Genomic DNA, 21,256 nt, shown 5'->3' on the forward strand with positions numbered 1-21,256 from the left:
CAGGACGAAAGCACGGATGCAGGACTCAACCATCCGCATGATCCTGCATCCGTGCCTCGGTCCTGCATCCGACACCGGTCAGGTCCCGCATCCGCCGGCATCCGGCCCCACCTCCGGCGCCGCAGCCCAGGCACCCCGGTCCGTCTGCAGGACGACAGCACGGATGCAGGACGAGATCGGCGATCCCGCCCTGCATCCGTGCCTCGGTCCTGCATCCGGCCCCGACCTACCCGTCGCGACCGGATGCAGGACGATGGCGGCACGCCCCGTCAGGCGAGACGGTCCAACCGCAGCGTGGCCGTCGCGCTGTGTGCGGCCATCCCCTCGGAGTCGGAGATCACCTGCACGGCGTTCGCGAGCTCGGGCGTCGCCTCGCGGCTGATGCGCTGATAGGTGAGAGGCTTCAGGAAGCGCGAGACCGAGAGACCCGCGCTGTGCTTCGCCCCACCCGCGGTCGGCAGCACGTGGTTGGTGCCGGCCATGCCCTTGTCCGAGTAAGCCACGGTGCTCCAGGGCCCGAGGAAGATCGAGCCGTAGTTGCGCAGATTCTCGTGGTACCACTCGTCATCGGCCGTGAGCAGCTCGAGGTGCTCGGGGGCGAGGTCATCCATGAGGGCCGCGGCGGTCTCGCGATCCTTCGCGACCGTGACGACACCGTAGTCGCGCCAGGCGGCACCCGCGATGTCGACCGTCGCCAGCGTCTCGAGCTGCCGTTCGATCTCCGCGATCACAGCGTGGCCGTGCTCCTCGGATGTCGTGATGAGCGCCGCAGGCGAGTTCGGCCCGTGCTCCGCCTGCCCCAACAGGTCTGCGGCCACGAGCACTGGGTCGGCGGTCTCGTCGGAGATCACGGCGACCTCGCTCGGACCCGCGAGCAGGTCGATCGCGACCGTGCCGAAGAGCTGACGCTTGGCCTCGGCCACGAACGCGTTGCCCGCGCCGACGAGCATGTCGACGGGCAGATCGCCGAGCAGCCCGTAGGCCATGGCCGCGAGCGCCTGCACCCCGCCGATCACGAAGACGCGGTCGACCCCCGAGAGGTGCGCGGCGTAGACGACGGCGTCGTTCGCTCCGCCGTCGGGCTGCGGAGGCGTGCAGGCGATCACGGTCGGCACACCCGCCGCCTTCGCCACGCCCACGGTCATGAAGGCGCTCGCCGTGAGCGGGAACCGACCGGCCGGCAGGTACGCACCGACGCGCGATACGGGGATGTACTTGGCGCCGGTCACGATGCCGGGAACGAACTCGGTCTCGAAGTCGGTCAGGTGCTCGCGGGAGGCGCGCGCGAACGCCTGCGTGCGCTCGGCCCCCAGTTCGATCGCCGCGCGCAGATCCGGGTCGAGGCGGTCTCCGCTGCTCGCGATCTGCTCGGCGGTGAGCTCGATGTCGGCACCCTGGTAGTTGTCGAGCGTGCGTGCGTAATCGAGCACGGCATCGAGACCGCGCTCGCGGATGTCGGCGAGCATGCTCGTGACGGTCTCGATGACGGCCGGATCGCGCTGCGCGGCGGGTGCGTCGATGAGCGGGGTCTTGAGGTGATGGAAGTCGCCGTCGTAGCGGGCGAGGACAGCTGAGGAGTAACGCATGCAGGAAGGCTAGATCCGCTGCATCCACGAGACAAGCCTGATGATCCGTGCCAATCCATCGGGTTTACCATTGGCTATGACCATCACGCAGCTGACGGCCTTCCTCGCGGCGCTCGACGACGGCTCGTTCACGGCGGCGGGCAGGACTCTGGGCATGACGCAGGCCTCCGTCTCCGAGCTCGTCGCGCGCCTCGAACGCGAACTCGGCGTGACCCTCTTCACCCGCGGCAGCAGGCGCCTCGTGCCGACGGCCGCCGCGCTCGAGCTGCGCCCCCACGCGGCGCAGGCCGTGAGCGCGGTGCAGAACGGCATCGACACCATCCAGGCGCTCACGTCGCTGGACCGCGGCACCTGCACGTTCGGCGTGCTGCGCAACGCGGCCTACTACGCGCTCGCGGATCTGGCCGAGACCTTCCATCACCGGCATCCGAACGTGCGACTGCGGCTCGTCGGCATCAACTCGGCGCACGTCGCCCGCTCGATCGCCGCCGGCGAGCTCGAAGCCGGCCTGCTGGTTCTTCCGGTCGACGAGGACGGCCTCGAGGTGCGCCCGCTGTTCCGCGACGAGGTGCTCTATGCCTCGGCCACCCGCGAGCCCGACGCCCCGGCCGTCTCGATCGACGAGGTCGCCGACGCCAAGCTCGTGCTCTACGACGCGTTCGCCGGATGGGACGACCCGACGCGGCGCCAGCTTCTCGAACGCGCCCGACTCCGGGGCCTCACGCTCGACCCCGCCGTCGAAGTCGAGCACGTCGAGACGGCGCTCAGCCTGGTCGCCGCGGGTACGGCCGACACGATCGTGTCTCGGTCCATCGCGGAGTCCGAGGCTTTTCCCACCGGCATCCGCACGTTCCCGTTCGCCGAACCGATGCACGACACGATCGCCCTCGTGCAGCGCCAAGGCGTGCTGCTCTCACCGGCCACCCAGAAGCTCGCCGAGCTGGCGGAGCGGATGCTGCGCGAACGCCTGCCCGAGCACGAGGGGCGCACGGCTCTCGGCTGACCGCACCCCGGGACCCGCTCAGTACAGGTCGGCCCGACGGTCGGCGAACAGGTCGTTGTGTGGCGGGAGCGCCTTGCTGCGGACGGCATCGAGCGACAGCACGGCGGTCGCCCCCATCACGGCCCGGAACGCGACGATCCACCCCTGCTCGTCGATGATCGCCGTGCCGTCTGTCCAGTCGACCCCGCGCTCGGAGCCCCACCGATCGGCGATCACGACGGGCAGCCTCGACGACCTGGCCGATGCCATCGCCTGGATGAGCTCGGGAGCATGCTCACCTGTGGGGCGCGGAACGAGCGGCCAGTTGACCGGAAGTGCGAGCACGTCAGCGCCCGCCAGTGCCAGCCGACGGGGCACCTCCGGGAACTCGTTGTCGTAGCAGAGTGCCACGCCGAGACGGCCGAACGGGGCATCGACGACGAGCCCCGCCTCTGATCCGCTGTCGAAGACCAGCTTCTCGGCGCCCCAGAGGTGCGCCTTGCGGTAGTCGGCGAGGCGCAGATCGCGGGTGAGGACCGCGGCGGTGTTGAACAGACGATCGCCGTCGCTCTCGGCATACCCCACCACGATCACGGCGCCCTCGGGGATCGCCTCCTGCACCGACGACCACCGCGGGTCGCCGGTGGTCAGAGCGGCGCCGAGCGCCTCGTCCCGATCGGCGAACACGTAGCCGCTCGTTGCCAGCTCCGGCAGCACGATCAGCTGAGCGCCGCGGCGCGCGGCCGCGGCGATCGCCGAGCGGATGCGGTCGAGGTTGCCGTCGACATCGCCGATCACGATCTCGGGTGAGATCGCGGCGACACGCAGCGAACCGGCATCCGCTGCTCCGACACCCGCGGAGGAGGCGCCGGAGCGCGAGGAGCCGGAAGCCCCTCGCGCCCCTGCGATCTCAGTCATCCTCGGTGGCGGTGACCATCACTCCGAGAGGGGCCAGGTAGCCGTTGGGGTCGATGGTCCAGTCGGCGGCGGCCGCCGCCTCGACGACCTCCGGAGCCCACTCGAGGTAGACGCGGTCGTCGCCGCCGTTGATCACGAGCACCGTTCCGGTTCCGGTCTCATCGCCCTCGACGCAGACGTACGAGCGCCAGCTGCCCTCGGGCACCGAGAAGGTGTCGCCCGCGCCCAGCGTGACCGCGGTCGACGGGTCGCCGTTGAGGGTGACCTCCCACCGGCCGGTCTTGAACAGCAGCGCCTGCGTCTTGTCATGGCGGTGGCGAAGCACGCCCTGTCCCGCCTCGGCACGCACCCACGCGAGGTTGAACGAGTGCGGCTCGGTCACGTTCGGCACCTGGCGGCGGTTCTCGCTCATGCCGTAGCCGATGGCGGTGGCGAGCTCGACGTGGCCGCCGTCGACCGCTGCGCAGAGCAGTGCCGCCGACGAGTACTTGCGGTCACCCGGCTGGATGACCCGCGAGCGCATGTCCTCGACCGTGTAGGTCGTGAGCTCGTCGATGTAGTGCTGCTTCATCGGCGTGATCAGGGGCACGTCGTCGGGGAGCACATCTCCCGCGACCGTGTCGATGAGCTTGTTGTCGGCCGTGAGGTGCAGGCCGTACGACTCCGCCTCGCGAAGCACCGACGGACCCCAGATGATGCCGCCGTTGTCATCGCGGCCGAGCACCGTGTAGAGGATGCCGTCGTCCGGCCCCTCGTTCGTGAAGCCGCGGAAGATCCAGGTGGGGATCGTGACGATGTCACCGTCGTGGCTGATGTACTCGCCCTGCTTGCCGTCGACCCCCCAGCGGAGTCGGAACTCGCCGCCGAGGTTGATGAACACCTCTGCGGTGAAGTGCAGGTGCAGGTTGTTCGAGATGCCGTTCGGCATGCCGGCGGCCCCGGTGTTGAAGCCGTGGTTCACCTCGAGGTTCACGTACTGGCTCGCGTTCTGCGAGACACCGGCGCCGATGAACGAGTAGTTCTCCTTGCGGTCGGAACCCGGGGTGCGGCAGTCGATGAACGCCGAGTTGCACGGCACCCAGTCGGACCGACGGATGGTGCGGCGTGCGATCTCGTCCGCGGGGACGATGACGTCGACCTGGTCGACGATGGCGTTGCTCATTTCTTCTTCTCCTTGTCGATCAGTCGCTGATCAGTAGATGTTGCTGAAGGCCGCAGGCTCGTCGCCGCGAACGCCCGCGATCTGGGCGCGCAGGGCGATGTCGTCCCACAGGCGCACCTCTTTGACGAGGGCTCCCTGGTGGAATGTGAACTGCGAGATGCCGATCAGGTCGATCGGCTTGCCGGTGAGGCTGCCGTAGTTCGGCACGCCGTTGTAGTCGCCCACGAACTTCCAGGTGACGGCGACGCGCAGGCCCGCATAGCGCACGTCGTAGTTGGTCTGGATGTCGCGGATCTCGAACTGTCCCGCGGGGAACGACTCGAGGAACCGCAGCAGCGCCCGACGGTAGCCCTCGGGACGGATGACGACCCGGTTGCCGACCGTGAGCAGCACGAGGTCGCGGTGGAAGAACTTCTCGACCTTCTGCAGGTCGCGGTCGTTCCAGACCGTCTGGATCATGTCGATCACGGTCTCGACCTCGGAGCGGTAGTCGTCGGGGCGCGCACCGGAGTCGCCCCTCGCGATCGGATCGGCGGGGGCCGGCTCGGTCCACGATCCGGTGTACCCGCGGAAGGCCTGGGCGCGGGCGAGCTCATCGACGTCGAGGCCGCTCTCGAGCGCACCGGCGAGCGAGTCCCGCACCACCCACTCCTCGACCATGCGCCCCTTGCGGTACAGGCAGTTGGCGATCGTGCGGCTGTGCGACGACGTCTGCAGATGTCCGGAGAGCACGAGGTGCGAGCTGAGGAATGCGTCGTCTCCACGGGCCTCCCAGATCACGTCCTCCGCCTGGCCGGTGCGATCGGGCGTCGCCGAGATGCGCATGAGCGTTCCCTCGATGACCTCCTGCCGCGTGGTCGAGGTGCCGTAGGCGCCGTGCACGATCGAGTCGGGCTCGTAGTTTTCGCGGATGAAGCTGATCGACCGATCGACCCAGATCAGATCGGTGACCTCACGGATGAAGTCGTCGGGGTCTTTGTACGGCAGGTAAGCAACCGGGTCGAGAGACACGCTTTTCACTCCTTCGAGACGCGAAGCTGCGGTTCATCGGTGATCGCTGGCTTCGTCTTCGTCAGTGTATGCGTATGCACAAACCAGCGCAAGAGACGATCCTGCGCACACGGTGATCATCGCCGAGCGGCGGGGTCAGCCGGCGTGCGGGGCCGCGAGGGTGCGCCGCGACACGAAAGCGGATTCGAACCGCGTCTTCTCGAGTGCGGCGTCCGGGTCCTCGATGCGACGCACGATGAGGTCTGCGGCGGTGCGCGCCATGCCGGCGATGTCGTATCCGATCGTGGCCAGGTCGATGATGGGCCAGGCAGCCTCGGGGAGATCGTCGAAGCCGAGGACCGAGAGGTCCTCCGGCACGCGCAGACCCGCGCGGTGGGCGGCGTTGAGCGCCCCGTATGCGACCACGTCGTTGCCGCAGAACAGGAGGGTCGGGCGGTCTGCTCCGGCGAGGATCTCGGATGCCGCCGCCTCACCCTCGGCCGCTCCGTACGGGACCCGCCGCACATCGCTCTCGTGCAGCGTCACGCCCTCGGCGACGAGGGCGTCGCGCAAGGCCGCCTCCCGGCTCTGCGCCGTGCTGGTGTTGCTCGGTCCGAGCACCGCTCCCACGCGCGTGTGACCGAGTTCGACCGCCCGCCGGACAGCGTCGCGATAGCCCGGCGCGGGATCGACGACGGTGGCATCCGCCTCGACGAATGAGCCGGTGCGATTGAAGTACACGAACGGCAGGCCGCGGTCCTTCAGGCGCAACGGTGCGACGGACTCGACCGTGGTGGTCGCGAGGATCACGCCGTCGAGACCGTTGGCGAGCAGCCGTTCGACGATCGTGTCGTTGTCGGCCGACTCGGTGTGCAGCATCAGCTGGTAGCCGAGGGTCTCGAGCTCCCGGTGCACCGGGGCGATGATGTGCGAGTAGAACTGGTTGTCGAGATCGGTCAGCAGCAGGCCGATGCGCCGGGTTCGACCCGACGACAGGGCACGCCCCGCCTCGCTCGGCACGTAGCCCAGCAGCTGGGCCGCTTCGCGCACCCTGAGCTTCGTCGCCTCGGACACTCGCGCATCGTCGCGCAGCGCCCGAGACACCGTCGGCTGCGAGACACCCGCCAAGCGGGCCACATCACGACTCGTGACGACCATCTGGCGCCTCCCCCTCGATCTCACGGATTCTACTGCTCTTGACGCCCGAATGCATACGCGGTCATAATCAGCACATACGTATGCAACGGAAGGAAGGGCCATGCCCCTGCATCTCAAGACCGCGCCGACGAAGACGTTCGCGGACACCGCTCAGCAGGACGTCGCCGAGCGGGTGAGGGGAATCATCGGCGACATCCGCGAGAACGGCGACGTCGCCGTGCGTCGGTATGCCGAGCAGTTCGACAACTGGAGTCGCGACTCGTACCGACTCTCCGATGAGGAGATCACGGAGATCATCGGCACGCTCGATGCACAGGTGATCACCGACATCGAGTTCGTGCAGAGCCAGGTGCGCCGTTTCGCGCAGGCGCAGCGCGATTCACTGGTCGACATCGAGGTCGAGACCCTTCCAGGGGTGTTCCTCGGCCAGAAGCACGTGCCCGTGCAGGCCGCAGGGGCATACATCCCCGGAGGCAAGTACCCGCTGACGGCGTCCGCGCACATGACGATCATCACCGCCAAGGTGGCGGGGGTCCCTCGGGTCGTCGCGTGCACCCCGCCCATCCGCGGCGAGATCCCCGCTGCGACCGTGGCCGCGATGAAGATGGCCGGCGCCGACGAGATCTACATCCTCGGAGGAGTCCAGGCCGTCGCCGCGATGGCCGTCGGCACCGACTCGATCGAGCCGGTGAACATGATCGCCGGGCCGGGCAACGCCTACGTCGCCGAGGCCAAGCGGCAGCTGTTCGGTGAAGTCGGCATCGACCTGTTCGCCGGCCCCACCGAGATCCTCATCGTCGCCGACGAGCACGCCGACCCGTTCTTCACCGCGGTCGACCTGCTCTCTCAGGCGGAGCACGGACCCGACTCGCCCGCCGTGCTCGTCACGACGTCGCAGGCGCTGGCCGAAGAGGTCATGGACTGGATCGAGAAGATCCTTCCCGGCATGCCCACGCGCGACTACGCGGGCCCGGCCTGGCGCGACTGGGGTCAGGTGATCGTCGCCGACGATCTCGACGAGGCCTATCGGATCGCCGACGACTTCGCCTTCGAGCACGTGCAGATCTTCACCCAGAATCCGCGCGAGGCTCTGACGAAGATGCACGACTACGGCGCGCTGTTCCTCGGCGAGAACACGTGCGTCTCATACGGCGACAAGGTGATCGGCACCAACCACGTGCTGCCGACGCTCGGCGCTGCCCGGTACACGGGCGGGCTCTGGGTCGGCAAGTATCTGCGCACCGTGACGTACCAGGAGGTGCAGAACACCGAGTCGTCGGCCGAGCTCGGCGCCGTCTGCGGGCGCGCTGCCCGGGTCGAGCTGTTCGAGGGCCACGCCCGCTCGGGTGACGCCCGTGCCTGGCGTCATGCCGGCACGGAATTCGCCTGGATTGAAGAGAGCCACGCCGCGGTCGGCGCGGAGACGCGATGACCGACCTCTCCGGTCGCACGGCAGTGGTCACCGGCGGCGGCAGCGGACTCGGGGCGGCCATCGCCCGGTCGCTGCACGCCGCCGGTGCGCACGTCGTGGTGGTCGGGCGCGACGCCGCGAAGCTCGACCGCGTCGCGGCCGACCTCGGGTCACGGGCGCGGGGGATATCGTGCGACGTGTCCGACCCGGCATCCGTCGACGCGCTCCGCGAGCAGCTCGCCGGCACCGATGTCTCGATCCTGGTGAACAACGCCGGCATCCCCGGCCCCGTCGCGGCTCTGACCGACATCGACGTCGCCGACTGGGACGAGGTGTTCGCCGTGAACGTGCGCGGCACCTTCCTGCTCTGCAAGGCGCTGCTGCCCGGAATGGTGGAGCGCGGCGACGGCGACGTCATCAACGTGGCATCCGTCTCTGGCAAGCGTCCGCTCGCGCATCGCACCCCCTACTGCGCCTCGAAGATGGCCGTGATCGGACTCACGTCGACGCTCGCGTTCGAGGTCGGCCCCGCCGGCGTGCGTGTGAACTCGCTCTCCCCCGGCCCGGTGCAGGGCCCACGGATGGAACGCAACTTCCGCCTCGAGGCCGAGCGCTCGGGCACGAGCATCGACGTTGCCGAGCAGGCGTTCGTGTCGCGTGCGGCTCTCGGCCGCATGGTGACGGAAGAAGAGGTCGGCGCGGCGGTCATCGCGATGCTCGCGATGCCGGGCATGTGCGGCGCCGACATCGACCTCTCGGCCGGGATGGTGGCCTGATGCCGTCGCTGCGCGCCAGGGCACGGGCGGGTGAGAAGCTGATCGGCGCCCTGCTGCGGATGCCGTCGGAAGAGCTCGTCGAGATGCTCGCCGTCGCCGCGTTCGACTTCGTACTGATCGACTGCGAGCACGGACCGGCCGACCTCGTCGCGCTGCGTCAGCACATCGCGCTCGCGCAGGTGCACGACGTGCCGGTCATCGTGCGCGTCGGCGAGGGCGATCGGGATCAGATCCTACGGGTGCTCGATCAGGGAGCCGAGGGCATCTTGGCTCCGCACCTCGACACGACAGCGGATGCCGAGGCGCTGGTCGCCGCGGCGATGTACCCCCCGGTCGGGTCGCGCGGCTTCGCGACGTACAGCCGGGCAGGGCGCTTCGGCCTCGTCGACCCCGCCGACCACCGCGAGTGGTGGCTCGAGAACACTCTGGTGCTCGGCATGATCGAGTCGCCCCGCGGCGTCACGAACGTCGATGCGCTCGTCACTGTGCCGCGCCTCGACGGCATCATGGTCGGTCCGGCCGATCTCGCGGCCAGCTCCGGCCCGGATGATCAGCCTGTGCCGCAGGCCATCGCCGCCGTGCACTCGGCCCTCGCACGCGCCGGTTCCCTGCGCATGGACATCGTCGGCACGCGGGATGCGGCAAGCGCGGCCTTCACCGCCGGCGCCGACCTCGTGGTCTACAACCTCGCCTCCTCCCTCATGGCGCATCTGCGCGGACTGGCGACGCCCGAGCGCTGAGCCCGCCGCCGCATCCCCACCCTCGGGCCTCGCGGCCGCATCCCGACCCCTCGGGCCTCGCGGCCGCATCCCACCCCTCGGGACCCGCGGCCTCATCCCCACCCCTCGGGAGGAGAACTGCGCTTCGGGAGGAGAGACTCTCGGATTCTCTCCTCCCCGGGCGCAGTCCTCCTCCCAAGAGGACGCCGCGCGACGGCGCCCGAGCGTCTGCGGGCTCAGATGCGGAGGTGCGAGCGCCACGACCCCACGAGTCCACCGAATTCCCGCGGCCTCTCGAGCGGCAGCAGGTGGCCGGCATCCAGAGACACGAGCCGTGCGTCCGGCATCGCCGACACGATCTCGGTGTGGAAGCGCGGCGGGCAGATGACGTCGTCGAGTCCTGAGACGACGAGCGTCGGCATGGTCAGTCCGCCCAGTCGCGACAGCAGATCGGTGCGTGTGAGCTGCATCCGCAGCTGAGCCCGCAGCCGCTCGGCCCCGGTCTCCTCGCCCATGCGCAGCGTGCGCTCCACGAGGTCGGGACGATCTCGCACGACGTCCTCTCCGAGCAGAGGCTGGAGGATGCTGTCCTGCAGCGCTCGCGGCTCAGCACCACCTTCGAGAGCATCCAGCCAGCTCGTCCAGCCGGAGCGCTGCGCATCGGTCGGCGCCTTGGCGTTGGTCGACACGAGGCAGAGCCCCGCGACACGCGTCGGGGCGGCGAGCGCGAGCGCCATGCCGACGATGCCGCCGAGCGAGTGCCCGACCACGATGAACGAATCGGGCAGCTCGTCGAGCAGCGCGTCGACCTGCTCCGCGACGGTGGGGCGATCCAGCACCGGCCGGATCGCCCCACCTGCTCCCCCTCCGAAACCGCCGTCCTCCCATAGATCGGCGGTGCAGTTCATGCCGGCCAGCAGCACGAGCGGCGGCACCGCGACCGCCATGTCAGCCCTTCACAGCGCCGTCGCTGAGGCCGGCGACGAGGTACTTCTGCGCGATGAACGCGATCACGAACACCGGGATCGTGAGCAGCATGGATGCGGCGCCCGCCTGTTGCAGCATCGGCAGGGTCTGCCCGAGCTGGGTGGCGATGAAGACCGGCACGGTCTTCGACGAGGTGTCGGTGAGCACGAGAGCCGTCAGGTACTCCTGGAACGCGAACAGGAACACGAAGATGCCGGCCGTCAGGATGCCGGGGCCCATCAGCGGGATCATGACTCTGCGCAGCATCCCGATCCTGGTGCAGCCGTCGATCATGGCGGCCTCGTCGAGCTCCCGGGGGATCTCGGCGAAGAAGTTGCGCAGCAGCCAGATCGTGAACGGCTGGTTGATCGCGACCAGGGCGATCGCCAACGCGAACGTCGTGTCGTAGATGCCGAGCGCCCTGCTGATGTCGTACATCGGCAGCACGACCGAGAAGCGCGGGAGCGCCCGGAAGATCAGGGCGAGCACCAGCAGCAGCGCCGAAACATAGCTCGGGAACCTCGAGAGCGCGTACGCCGCGGGGATGCCGATGACCAGCGCGAGCACGGTCGAGACGACGGCGACCACGAGGGTGTTGACGAGGTAGTCCGCGAAGTAGGTCGTCTCCCACAGGTTGACGAAGGCCTGCAGCGTGGGCTCGTAGTCCCAGAACACCGGCGGGTTCGAGAACGCGACGTCTGTGGGCTTCGTGACCGACAGCGCCATCCAGATGAACGGGCTGAGCATCACGATGCAGAGGATGCCGAGCAGCAGTCCGGTGATGACCGGGGGGCGGTTCGGCCCGCGCCGCTTGCGCTTCGATGCGCCGCTGGTGATGATCGCCCGGGTGGAGAGCTCGGAGTCGGAGAGCTCGGAGGTCGTGAGGCTCATCGTTCTGCCTTCGCTTCCTTGAAGATGCCCCGGATGAACGGGATCAGCATGATGAGGATGAGGACGATGGTGAGCACGTTGATCGCGCTGCCGAGGCCGAGGTTCTGTGCGCCGTCGGCGAAGGCGACCGAGTAGACGTAGAGCATGATCGACTCGTTGCCGATCGACTGCGCCTGCGGCGACAGGGGGATCAGGTTGTCGAACATCCTCAGGACGTCCATGATCGTGATCAGCGTCACGAACCCGAGCACCCCGCGAATGGTCGGGATGATCACGCTGATGTGGGTCTGGAAGGCGTTCGCTCCGTCGATCTTCGCGGCTTCCTTCAGTTCGTTCGGCACCCCCTGCAGCCCCGCCAGGATGATCAGCATCGCGAACGGGAGCATCGACCAGACAGTGTTCGCGATCACGAGGATCGCGTTGGGAACCTGGTCGGTGAACCAGAGCACCTGGGTGCCGCCCATCAACCCGATGAACCGGTTGACGACGCCGCCGAAGCTGTCGTCGAACAGCCACGAGAACGCCACAGCCCCCACGAGGTTGGGCAGCACATACGAGACGAGCAGGATGCCGAGTACCAGCGGACGGGACGTCGTGATCCTGTTGACGCCTGTCGCGATGATGTACCCGAACACGAGCAGGATCACGGTCGTGATGACCGTGACGATCACGGTGAAGGCGACCGCCCGGTGGAAGCGCGGATCAGTCAGCGCGTAGACGAAGTTGTCGAGCCCGACGAACGATCCGGGTGAGCCGTAGCGGACCTGCTCGAAGCTCCACTGCACCGTGCGCACCAGGGGGAGCACGAGGAGCGCCCCCATCACCAGCAGGCTCGGTGCGAAGAGCAACCAGAACTCGCGTGTCTTCATAAGCGTCCTCCCTTGGACGAGCTGTGGCCTGAACTCGCGCTCAGGCCACAGCCGCGGACCGGCGGTCCTGGATCAGCCGACGAAGGACTCGCCGGTTGCCTGCATCTGCGCCAGCCCGTCGTCGACGGAGACGTTGCCGTTGAGGATCTCGACGAGGATCGGGCGGATCTCGTTCGTCAGGTCGGCCAGCACCGGCGACACGATCGGCGGCATCGCCGAGGCGATCGAGTCGTTGGCGGCGGCGCCGTACGGCGAGTTCTCTTCGGTGACCATCCCCTCGCGGGCCGGGTAGGCCGCCGGAACGGATGCCGTCGACGCGTCTTCGCTGACGGCCGAGGCCATCATCTGGAAGAGCATGTCGTGGTCGAGCTTCGTGTTGAACGGAATCGACCATCCGTCGATCGACAGGCGGTTGTAGGAGTAGTCGGCGTCAGTCGTGAGCTTGGGCGCCCCCGCGAAGCCGAACGAGTCGGAGAGCTTCGAGTTCTCCGGCAGCGTCAGGTCGATCATCCGGCCCGAGAACATGATCGACATGGCCGCAGTGCCGTTGAACATCTGCTGCTGCACCTTGGGCTGGTCGAAGGTCGTGACCTGCGGATCCATGTACGGCTTGAGCGCGAGCATCGCCTCGACGGCTTGCTTGGCCTCGGGGCCGTCGAGCGTCACGTCGCCGTCGGCGTTCACGAAGTCGGCGCCGAGCGAGTTCATCGCGGCCTGGAAACCGGTGGAGACGTCGCTCGTCGCGAGCCACGGCAGCGCGATCGGGTAGTCCATGAGCCCCTCGGCCTGGATCGCCTCGGCGGCGGAGATCATCTCGTCGAAGGTGGTCGGCACCTCGAGCCCCAGGTCGTCGAAGACATCCGTGCGGTATGCCATGACGAACATCTGCGCCTGCATCGGGATGGCGTAGATGTCGCCGTCGTACGACATGCCCTCCACCATCGACTCGCTGATCTCGCCCAGACCGTAGTCGTCGGCATACTTGTCCCAGAGGTCGTTCAGCGGAACGAGCTTCTTCTCTTCGGCAAAGCCCGGGATGACGAATCCGTAGGTTTCGAGGATGTCGTAGGTGCCCGAGTCGCCGGCGAGCGTCGCCGTGGTCTTGGTCACCTGCCCGCCGAAGTCGATCGGGTCGTGCTTCAGCGTCACGTCGTCGTTCGAACAGCTCGACACCATGGTGTCGGTGAACGGGTCGATCGCCGAGGAGTTGTAGGCGAGGACGTTGACCGTGGTCTTGCCCTCCGGAGCCGTGTAGTCACACGACACCGTTGTCGAGTTCGCGTTGTCGGTGCGGGTCCCGGCGCCGCAGCTGGAGAGGGCGATCATGCCCACCGCTGCGAGGGCGAGTACCGGCAGTGCCCGATGCTTGATATGTCCCATGACGCTGATGGTATACGTATGCAACGGACTTAGGGAAGCCTATATTCCAGGAATTCTTGAGGATTGAATACGTATACTGCCGAAACCCGCGGCATGGTGGGCGCGGAGGGGTCTGGACATGCCCGCCGCTGCCGACTACCCCCGTGGACGACGCTTCTCGAGCACTCCGGCAAGCAGCACCGCGACCACCGCCGCGGCCGGCGCCACGATCAAACCCGCACGCAGGCTCTCGGTGTCGGCGATGAAGCCGACGAACGGCGGCGACAGCAGGAAACCGATGCGCAGCAACCACGACACGATCGTGAGACCGGCCCCCGGGCGCAGACCCGGCAGCTCATCGGCCGCATGCATGGCCGCGGGGATGAGCGTCGCGATGCCGAAGCCGACGGCGGCGAATCCGGCGATCGTTCCGGGCACGCTCGGGAAGATGAGCGCGAGGGCCATTCCCCCTGCGGCGATCAGGCCCCCGACTCGGGCCACGGCGCGCTGGCCGAAGCGGTCGGTCATGCCGTCGCCCAGTATCCGTCCGATGAACTGCGCGCCCACCAGAGCGATGAATCCGAGGGGCGCGACCGCGGCAGCGGCGCCGAGCGAGTCGCTGAGGTACAGGGTCGCCCACGAGTTGCCGGCGTCCTCGGCGATCGCCCCGGCCATCGCGATGAGCGTGAGCGCGATGAGGATCATCACCGTCCGCGGGCTCACACCGCGGCGCACCGCGGTCTGCAGTTCGACCGGTTCAGCGGTCGCCTCGGCATCCGCTTCTTCATCACGGCCGGGGAGGCAGAACCAGAGTGCCGTGAAGGCCACGGCTGCGAACACCGCAGTCGAGATGCCCAGGTGCACGCCGAGAGGCAGCTGCAGGGCGATCGCCGCCGCGGCCATGCCTCCACCCAGCACCGCGCCGATCGACCAGATGGCGTGGAACGAGTTGATGATCGAACGGCCGTAGCGCCGCTGCACTCGCAGACCGTGCGCATTCTGCGCGACGTCGGTGATCGCATCGAACGCGCCGCCGAGCAGCAGGGCGACGGCGAACAGGATGCCGGACGGTGCGAAGGCTGCCGCGAGCAGCCCGAGGCCGGTGCAGATCGTGCCGATCACCGCGATTCGCGCCGAACCGAAGCGGCGGATCAGCACGGCGGCGAACAGTCCGGCGGCGATGGCTCCGGCGGGGAAGGCGGCGATCGCGAGTCCGTAGCCGGCATTGTCGAGGTCGAGGGCGGCCTTGATCTCGGGGTAGCGAGGCAGGATGTTGGCGAACAGCGCACCGTTCGTGAGGAACAGCGCCGAGACGGCGATCCGCGCACGTCGGGTCGTCTGGTCCGCGACGGGGCGTCGAATCGATTCGATCGAGGTCATGGCAACGACGGTACACGCCTCAGCTCGTCGCCGAAAATCGCCCTTTGCGACGCGGGCGTCGCCTGCCTGAGATCAGCCCAGCAGCGGTTCGACCTGGGCAGACCCCTCGGCGGTCGCCGACGCCGCGGCGATCGCGGCCTTCGCGTCATCGAGGCGATCGAACTGGCCGATGAAATCGGACTGCGCCCCGAATGCGCGGAAGCCCTCGCGCGGCGTCCCGGTGATCGAACCGAGGAACTGACGTCGGTCATTGCCGACGTGGAAGCCGGGGTCGACCTCCACCCACAGCCCTCGGGGCCGGGATGCCGAGCGCACCCGTGCACTGGTCACAGCCTTGGCGGCGTTCCTGATGCGTGCGGACATGGTTCACGCACTCATCGCATGCAGGGTGCGCGAGCCGTCGACCACCCGGGCGAACTCGTCACGGGTCAGATCGAGGCCTCCCGCGGAGCTCGCAGCGTTCATCATCGCCACCACCAGCGCACGATCGACATCCGCCTCCTGCGTCATCGAGAAGCGCAGCGGAATCGATGCGTGCACCCAGATCGTCTCTGCGACACCGTCGCCCATCGCGAGCGTGAGCGGGAAGGACTCGTTTCGCCGCAGCTTCGTCACGATCACGAGCCGCAGGTGCGTCATCAACCGATCGTCGAGCTCGATCGGCGTTGCTGTGTTGCCGTACGTCAGACGTCCCATGATCTCTCCCTCAGACGAACATTACGTTGAGAAATAGATTACTAGGTTACCTAGCTAAATCACAGTCCGACCTAGGGGAGGTCGCCGATCTCCTCGGCCAGGCGTCGCAGGAACCGGGTGATCGCATCGGTCTGCTCCGGGGTGAACTCGCTGGCGAGCGACTCGATGCGCTGCGTCAGCTCATCGGCCTGCGCGTTGAGATCGCGGAGGGACGGGCGCAGCACCTTGGAGCGGGCATCGGCAGGGTGCGGCGCCACGACGATCTGACCGCGCTCTTGAAGTCGACGCAGCAGGCTCGTGATCGCCGCCGTGCTGACGTTCAGATGAGCGGCGAGGCCACCCGGCGTGGCGGGGGCGTCGTCAGGGGCGTCGAGGATGTACCTCATCGCCTCCCTGTCGGTGTCGTTCGGCGCGCGCACCGCGGCAAGGCGTCGCCCGAACTGGGCCTCGGCCCTGCGAAGTTCGTCGACACGCGCGACGAGTTCGGTCGCCCGCGTCGTCGTCTCAGTCCTGCTGCTCATGCGTCACCCCCTGACCCTTCCATGGTACTCGACAAACAGGTAACCAGGTTGCCTAGCGAAATCCAATGCGACCAGCCACTCTGATGAAGTGAGATGATGGGATTCTGGGAAAGGGGCCTCATGGTCGAGCGATTCGCACTCGAGGATGCCGGGTACATCATGTACGCCGACATGATCGACCGTCTGCGCGCGGACTTCCCCTCCGTGCCTGCGTGGCGGATCGATCAGATCGTCACCGCCGAACACGACGCGATCACCGGCGGGATACTCCGTATCGTGCCGGCCGAGGTCGAGTCCGGCGCGGCCGAGATGCTCGCACGCGAGGCGGAACCCCGTGGAAGTGAAGAAAGCCTGAGCGATGATGGCGAGGTGGCGTGATGGAGCGCTCTGAGGAGTTCAGCCGTTCCGGCTACTGGTATCCCGAGGCCGACAGCGCCAGCACCGTCGACGTCCTGAACCTGCTGCGCCGCTACCGCGCGGCCGAGACCGCGATGCGGGAACGCACACGCATCTCGATGAAGATGAACGAGACCGACCTCGTCGCCCTGCGTTTCCTGCTGCGCGAGCAGCGGGCCGGCCGCATCGTGCGAGCCATCGACATCGCCCGCATGCTCGACATCTCCACCGCATCGACGACGACGCTCATCGACCGCCTGGAGAAGGGCGGGCACGCGAGGCGAGAGCCGCACCCGACCGATCGACGTGCCGGAATCGTGGTGCCGACGGTCAGCAGCGACGACGAGGTTCGCGAGACCCTCGGTGCGATGCACAGGCGGATGCTGGCACTGGTCGACGAGATGAGCGACAAGGAGCGCGCCGTGGTCACGCGGTTCCTCGCCGGCATGACCTCGGCCATCGAAGAGGCGTCCGATCTCGACCAGGAACTGCGCGAGGTCATCCGCTCGCACGAGGAATCCGAGTCCTCCGGCGAGTGATCGTCGAGAGCCGGCCGACGATCGGCCGGCCACCCGACGCTCCGATCAGGCCCTGTCGACGTCGCCCTTCGCCTGAGCGTCCGCCTCTCCCTCGGCATCCGCTGCGACCGCCACCCGCTCGGGGAACAGCTCATCGAGATCGAGGTCGGGATTCTCCTCCTGCGTCTCGACCAGCTCGACGGCCTCCTCGATGGTCTGCACGCTCGGCATCGCTCCGGGCAGCGGTCGGCGCGCCGACTCCTTGAGCACGATCACGGCGATGAAGCCGGCGACCGATGTGCCGATCACATAGAAGGCCGGTGCCAGCGACGAGCCGGTGAGCTGCACGAGCGCCTCCATCACCACGGGCGCGGTGCCTGCGAAGAGCGCGACGGCGAGGTTGTACGAGATGCCCATGCCGCCGTAGCGCGACGACGTGGGGAAGAGCGCGGGCAGCGACGACGCGAGGTTCGCCACGTAGAACGTCACCGGGAAGGCCAGCAGCACGAGCCCGAGCAGCGTCGACCAGATCTCGCCGTGCATCATGAACAGGAACGACGGCACCGCGAGCACGATCGCCGAGATCGAGCCGATGAACAGCACCCTCTTGCGCCCGATGCGGTCGGACAGCTTGCCGGTGAGCGGGATGCAGAGCGCCATCGCCACGAGCACGGGCAGGGTGAGCAGAGTGCCGTGCACCTCGTCGTAGCCCAGAGTGCCGGTGAGGTAGGTCGGTATGTACGAGGTGAGCGCGTACCCGACGGTGTTGGCGGCGGCCACGAGCACGAACGCCGTGAGCAGCTCGCGCCAGTACGCGCGGATCAGCGCGATGACGCCCTTCGGCGCATCCGGCGAGGCCTGAGCGTCGTCAGCCGCGCGCTTCGCCGCGTCCTGCGCCTCCTGGAACGCCGGGGTGTCCTCGATCTTGAGACGGAAGTAGATCGCGATGAGTCCGAGCGGCAGCGCGACGAGGAACGGGATGCGCCAGGCGAAGCCCTGCATCGTCTCCGCCGAGAGCGTCAGCTGCAGGATCGACACGAACGCGGCACCGATCGCGAAGCCCATGTACGACCCGAGGTCGAGCAGCGACGCATAGAAGCCGCGACTCTTGTCGGGTGCGTACTCGGTGATGAACGTCGTGGCACCGGCATACTCTCCACCGGTCGAGAAGCCCTGTGCGAGCTTGAGCACGATGAGCAGGATCGGCGCCCAGATGCCGATCACCGAGAAGTCGGGCAGCACGCCGATGAGGAACGTCGCCGCCGCCATCATGATCAGCGTGAAGGCCAGCACGCGCTGGCGGCCGAGACGATCACCGAGCTGGCCGAGCACGACGCCGCCGAGCGGACGGGCGACGAAGGTCACGGCGAACACGCCGAGTGAGAACAGCGACTGCGCTCCGGCGGACGCATCCGGCAGGAACGCGCGTCCGATGATCACGGCGAGATAGCCGTAGACGCCGATGTCGTACCACTCCATGAGGTTGCCGACCACGGTGCCGGCGACGGCGCGACGCAGCATCGGGCGGTCGACCACGGTGACATCGTCGACCGTGAGTCGTCGCGGTTCGTCCGTCACCGGCCGCAGGCGACGGATCAGTCGCTGCCACAGGCTCAGGGGGGTGCTCTTCATGGGATCGGACATCGTGCCATCTTCCTTCTCTTGCGGCATCCGCGTCGTACGACAGGCCGCACACAAGGCGGGGAGGCGGCATACGCCGCCTCCCCGCTCTGTGTCACTGTTGTCAGTTGTTGAAAGCGTCCTTGACGTTCTCGCCAGCCTGCTTGACGTTGGCCTTCGCCTGGTCGGCGCGGCCCTCCGCCTCGAGCTTCTCGTTGTCGGTCACCTTGCCTACGGCTTCCTTCGCCTTGCCGGCGAGGTCCTGCGCGGTGTTCTTGATCTTGTCATCGAGTCCCATGGGGGATCCTTTCTCTTACCAGCGGTGGTCTGCGGTCGGGGTGCTGTGATGTCGTCTCACAGGGGGATGTCGAGCGCGGAGGCCGCCAGCGGCAGGGTTGCCGCGGCGATGACCGCGATGAGGCCGGCGACTCCGGCGGACTTCCAGAGGGGCGGTCGCGCAGGGGCCACCGGGACGCGTCGGATCCCCGTCGAACGGCCGACGGCCGCGCGGGCGGAGAGCGGAGCGACGTCGACGGGGTCGATCGGAACGAGACGGCGCGATCGGAGGTCGCGGCGTGTGCGGTACTGCGCTGCTGTCGACATGATTCCCCTTCCTCGGTGAAAAGATTACTAGATGAACTAGTGATTCGCCAGCCTAGTGAAAACTTCAGGATTCGCGCCTACGCTCGAGTCATGACCGAGCTCACGCAGCCCACCGGGCACGAAGAAGCCCTGCGCGCCCTCCCCCGCGACGACGGATCGGCACCTCGCGCGCTGGTGCTCGGTGCCACCGGATACATCGGCGGGCGGCTGACCCCGCGACTGCTGAACGCCGGATATCGGGTGCGCGCACTGGCCCGTGACGCCGCGCGTGCGGCATCCTTCCCCTGGGGTCCCGACTGCGAGATCGTCGAGGGCTCGGCCGATGACGCCGAAGCCGTCGCCGAGGCCATGACGGATGTCGACGTGGTCTACTACCTGATCCACTCGATGACCGCGGGCAAGGGGTTCGAAGAGAGCGACGAACGAGCGGCCACCACGGTGGCGGATGCCGCGGCCAAGGCCGGAGTGCGCCGGATCGTGTACCTCGGCGGACTGCATCCCGAGGACGCGAAGCTGTCGCCGCACCTCCGCTCCCGCGTGAGGGTGGGCGAGATCTTCCTCGAGTCGGGCGTGCCCACGCTCGTGCTGCAGGCGGGCGTCGTGATCGGCTCGGGGTCTGCATCGTTCGAGATGATCCGCCACCTCACCGATGTGCTGCCCTACATGCCGGCGCCGAAGTGGGTGCGCAACCGCATCCAGCCGATCGCCGTGCGCGACGTGCTGCACTATTTGTTGGGCGCTGCCCGCGTCGACGACGACGTGAACCGCGCGGTCGACATCGGCGGACCCGACGTGCTGCGATACGGCCAGATGATGAACGGATACGCGCTCGAAGCCGGACTCCGTCAGCGTGCGATCGCCGCGCTGCCGGTGCTGACCCCCGGTCTCGCGTCGCACTGGGTCAATCTCGTGACCCCGGTTCCGCGGTCGATCGCCCGCCCGCTGGTCGCGTCGTTGCAGAACGAGTGCATCGTGAAGGACCACGCGATCGATGACCTCATTCCGCAGCCGGACGGCGGGCTGACCCCGTATCGCACGGCGGTCTCGCTCGCGCTGGGTCGCGACGCCGCAGACACCATCGAGACGAGCTGGAAGGATGCCGAGGTCTCGGGCGCCCCGAGCGATTCGCTGCCGAGCGACCCCGACTGGGCCGGCCGCACGGTGTTCACCGATACGCGCAAGCTGCGCACCGACGCACCGGTCGACGGCCTGTGGCGCGTGATCATCGGCATCGGCGGCTCGAACGGCTGGTACTCGTCGAAGTTCCTGTGGGCCGTGCGCGGGTGGATGGACCGCCTCGTCGGCGGCGTGGGCCTTCGGCGTGGGCGCCGCAGCAAGGCCGAGGCGCGCGTCGGCGACGCCATCGACTTCTGGCGCGTCGAGGCCGTCGAAGAGCCCGGCCGCAAGACCGACTCCTCCCCCGCGAGCGGCGGACTGCTGCGCCTGCGCGCCGAGATGAAGGTTCCTGGCGATGCGTGGCTCGAGCTGCGCGCGCTGCCCGATGGCGACGGGTCGCGCTACGAGCAGCGCGCCGTGTTCTTCCCCCGAGGGCTCGCCGGTCGGCTGTACTGGCTCGGTGTGCTGCCGTTCCACGGCTTCATCTTCGCGGGCATGGCGGCGAAGATCACCGCCGCCGCGGCCGTGCCGGTCGAGACCGTCGCGGGTGACGAGACCGCTCCGGGCGAGACCGCTGCCGAGTCGGAGACGGCCGCGGTCTGAGTCCGCCTGCGCGACT

The 21,256-nt window shown here is 68.1% G+C and carries 23 protein-coding genes; 7 read left to right on the forward strand and 16 right to left on the reverse strand.

Annotated elements, in window-relative coordinates; genetic code table 11:
- Positions 1-269: 269 nt before the first annotated feature.
- Entirely contained in the window at positions 270-1,586 is a 1,317-nt protein-coding gene (hisD, locus tag OB895_RS10560; protein WP_079112053.1) for a histidinol dehydrogenase, read from the reverse strand.
- 76 nt (positions 1,587-1,662) lie between these two features.
- On the opposite strand from hisD (OB895_RS10560), the gene OB895_RS10565 reads away from it, so the two are divergent.
- Complete coding sequence (locus OB895_RS10565; RefSeq protein WP_153302118.1) at positions 1,663-2,589, forward strand: LysR family transcriptional regulator; 927 nt, start codon at positions 1,663-1,665, stop codon at positions 2,587-2,589.
- An 18-nt stretch (positions 2,590-2,607) separates the two neighbouring features.
- Here OB895_RS10565 and OB895_RS10570 read toward each other — a convergent pair whose 3' ends face one another.
- From OB895_RS10570 to OB895_RS10585, 4 genes are all read right to left on the reverse strand, one after another.
- On the reverse strand, positions 2,608-3,486 hold the full coding sequence (locus OB895_RS10570; RefSeq protein ID WP_079112051.1) for a nitrilase-related carbon-nitrogen hydrolase: 879 nt from the start codon (positions 3,484-3,486) through the stop codon (positions 2,608-2,610).
- Positions 3,479-4,648, reverse strand: a complete 1,170-nt coding sequence (locus OB895_RS10575; protein ID WP_042537252.1) for a cupin domain-containing protein — start codon at positions 4,646-4,648, stop codon at positions 3,479-3,481. The genes OB895_RS10570 and OB895_RS10575 overlap by 8 nt, the downstream gene beginning before the upstream one ends.
- Before the next feature lie 30 nt (positions 4,649-4,678).
- On the reverse strand, positions 4,679-5,659 hold the full coding sequence (locus tag OB895_RS10580; RefSeq protein ID WP_042537254.1) for a nuclear transport factor 2 family protein: 981 nt from the start codon (positions 5,657-5,659) through the stop codon (positions 4,679-4,681).
- Positions 5,660-5,794: 135 nt separating this feature from the next.
- Positions 5,795-6,796 carry a LacI family DNA-binding transcriptional regulator gene (locus tag OB895_RS10585; protein ID WP_042537256.1) on the reverse strand — a complete coding sequence of 334 codons (1,002 nt, stop codon included), beginning with the start codon at positions 6,794-6,796 and terminating at the stop codon, positions 5,795-5,797.
- Positions 6,797-6,896: 100 nt separating this feature from the next.
- On the opposite strand from OB895_RS10585, the gene hisD (OB895_RS10590) reads away from it, so the two are divergent.
- From hisD (OB895_RS10590) to OB895_RS10600, 3 genes are read left to right on the forward strand one after another with little or no spacing between them, the layout of a single operon-like run.
- Positions 6,897-8,228 (forward strand): histidinol dehydrogenase, encoded by a 1,332-nt coding sequence (hisD, locus tag OB895_RS10590; RefSeq protein WP_042537258.1) that lies wholly within the window; start codon positions 6,897-6,899, stop codon positions 8,226-8,228.
- Entirely contained in the window at positions 8,225-8,983 is a 759-nt protein-coding gene (locus tag OB895_RS10595) for an SDR family NAD(P)-dependent oxidoreductase (RefSeq protein WP_042537260.1), read from the forward strand. The genes hisD (OB895_RS10590) and OB895_RS10595 overlap by 4 nt, the downstream gene beginning before the upstream one ends.
- Entirely contained in the window at positions 8,983-9,723 is a 741-nt protein-coding gene (locus tag OB895_RS10600) for an HpcH/HpaI aldolase family protein (RefSeq protein ID WP_042537262.1), read from the forward strand. Before OB895_RS10595 ends, OB895_RS10600 begins: the two co-directional genes overlap by 1 nt.
- Positions 9,724-9,938: 215 nt before the next feature.
- On the opposite strand, the gene OB895_RS10605 is transcribed toward OB895_RS10600, so the two are convergent.
- From OB895_RS10605 to OB895_RS10640, 8 genes are all read right to left on the reverse strand, one after another.
- Complete coding sequence (locus OB895_RS10605) at positions 9,939-10,649, reverse strand: alpha/beta fold hydrolase (RefSeq protein ID WP_079112048.1); 711 nt, start codon at positions 10,647-10,649, stop codon at positions 9,939-9,941.
- Between the two features lies 1 nt (position 10,650).
- On the reverse strand, positions 10,651-11,559 hold the full coding sequence (locus OB895_RS10610) for a carbohydrate ABC transporter permease (protein WP_079112047.1): 909 nt from the start codon (positions 11,557-11,559) through the stop codon (positions 10,651-10,653).
- Positions 11,556-12,428 carry a carbohydrate ABC transporter permease gene (locus tag OB895_RS10615; RefSeq protein WP_042537267.1) on the reverse strand — a complete coding sequence of 291 codons (873 nt, stop codon included), beginning with the start codon at positions 12,426-12,428 and terminating at the stop codon, positions 11,556-11,558. The genes OB895_RS10610 and OB895_RS10615 overlap by 4 nt, the downstream gene beginning before the upstream one ends.
- Before the next feature lie 72 nt (positions 12,429-12,500).
- Positions 12,501-13,808 carry an ABC transporter substrate-binding protein gene (locus OB895_RS10620; RefSeq protein ID WP_042537269.1) on the reverse strand — a complete coding sequence of 436 codons (1,308 nt, stop codon included), beginning with the start codon at positions 13,806-13,808 and terminating at the stop codon, positions 12,501-12,503.
- A 135-nt stretch (positions 13,809-13,943) separates the two neighbouring features.
- Entirely contained in the window at positions 13,944-15,167 is a 1,224-nt protein-coding gene (locus OB895_RS10625; protein WP_079112046.1) for an MFS transporter, read from the reverse strand.
- Between the two features lie 72 nt (positions 15,168-15,239).
- Positions 15,240-15,530, reverse strand: coding sequence for a hypothetical protein (locus OB895_RS10630; protein WP_079112045.1), 291 nt, complete (start codon positions 15,528-15,530; stop codon positions 15,240-15,242).
- Between the two features lie 3 nt (positions 15,531-15,533).
- Positions 15,534-15,863, reverse strand: a complete 330-nt coding sequence (locus tag OB895_RS10635; RefSeq protein ID WP_079112044.1) for a DUF7882 family protein — start codon at positions 15,861-15,863, stop codon at positions 15,534-15,536.
- 71 nt (positions 15,864-15,934) lie between these two features.
- Complete coding sequence (locus OB895_RS10640) at positions 15,935-16,384, reverse strand: MarR family winged helix-turn-helix transcriptional regulator (protein WP_042537278.1); 450 nt, start codon at positions 16,382-16,384, stop codon at positions 15,935-15,937.
- Positions 16,385-16,504: 120 nt separating this feature from the next.
- Here OB895_RS10640 and OB895_RS10645 point away from each other — a divergent pair, with 120 nt between their 5' ends.
- Positions 16,505-16,762 (forward strand): hypothetical protein, encoded by a 258-nt coding sequence (locus tag OB895_RS10645; protein ID WP_042537280.1) that lies wholly within the window; start codon positions 16,505-16,507, stop codon positions 16,760-16,762.
- Positions 16,762-17,319: a MarR family winged helix-turn-helix transcriptional regulator gene (locus OB895_RS10650; protein ID WP_056375338.1), complete on the forward strand. Its 558-nt coding sequence runs from the start codon at positions 16,762-16,764 to the stop codon at positions 17,317-17,319. The genes OB895_RS10645 and OB895_RS10650 overlap by 1 nt, the downstream gene beginning before the upstream one ends.
- Before the next feature lie 45 nt (positions 17,320-17,364).
- Here OB895_RS10650 and OB895_RS10655 read toward each other — a convergent pair whose 3' ends face one another.
- From OB895_RS10655 to OB895_RS10665, 3 genes are all read right to left on the reverse strand, one after another.
- Positions 17,365-18,930: an MFS transporter gene (locus tag OB895_RS10655; RefSeq protein ID WP_311877481.1), complete on the reverse strand. Its 1,566-nt coding sequence runs from the start codon at positions 18,928-18,930 to the stop codon at positions 17,365-17,367.
- A gap of 112 nt (positions 18,931-19,042) precedes the next feature.
- Positions 19,043-19,216: a CsbD family protein gene (locus OB895_RS10660; protein WP_079112043.1), complete on the reverse strand. Its 174-nt coding sequence runs from the start codon at positions 19,214-19,216 to the stop codon at positions 19,043-19,045.
- Between the two features lie 56 nt (positions 19,217-19,272).
- Entirely contained in the window at positions 19,273-19,521 is a 249-nt protein-coding gene (locus tag OB895_RS10665) for a hypothetical protein (RefSeq protein WP_079112042.1), read from the reverse strand.
- A 90-nt stretch (positions 19,522-19,611) separates the two neighbouring features.
- Here OB895_RS10665 and OB895_RS10670 point away from each other — a divergent pair, with 90 nt between their 5' ends.
- Entirely contained in the window at positions 19,612-21,240 is a 1,629-nt protein-coding gene (locus tag OB895_RS10670; protein WP_079112041.1) for an SDR family oxidoreductase, read from the forward strand.
- Positions 21,241-21,256: the final 16 nt, after the last annotated feature.

Source organism: Microbacterium forte (genome assembly GCF_031885415.1).
Taxonomy (GTDB): Bacteria; Actinomycetota; Actinomycetes; order Actinomycetales; family Microbacteriaceae; genus Microbacterium; species Microbacterium forte.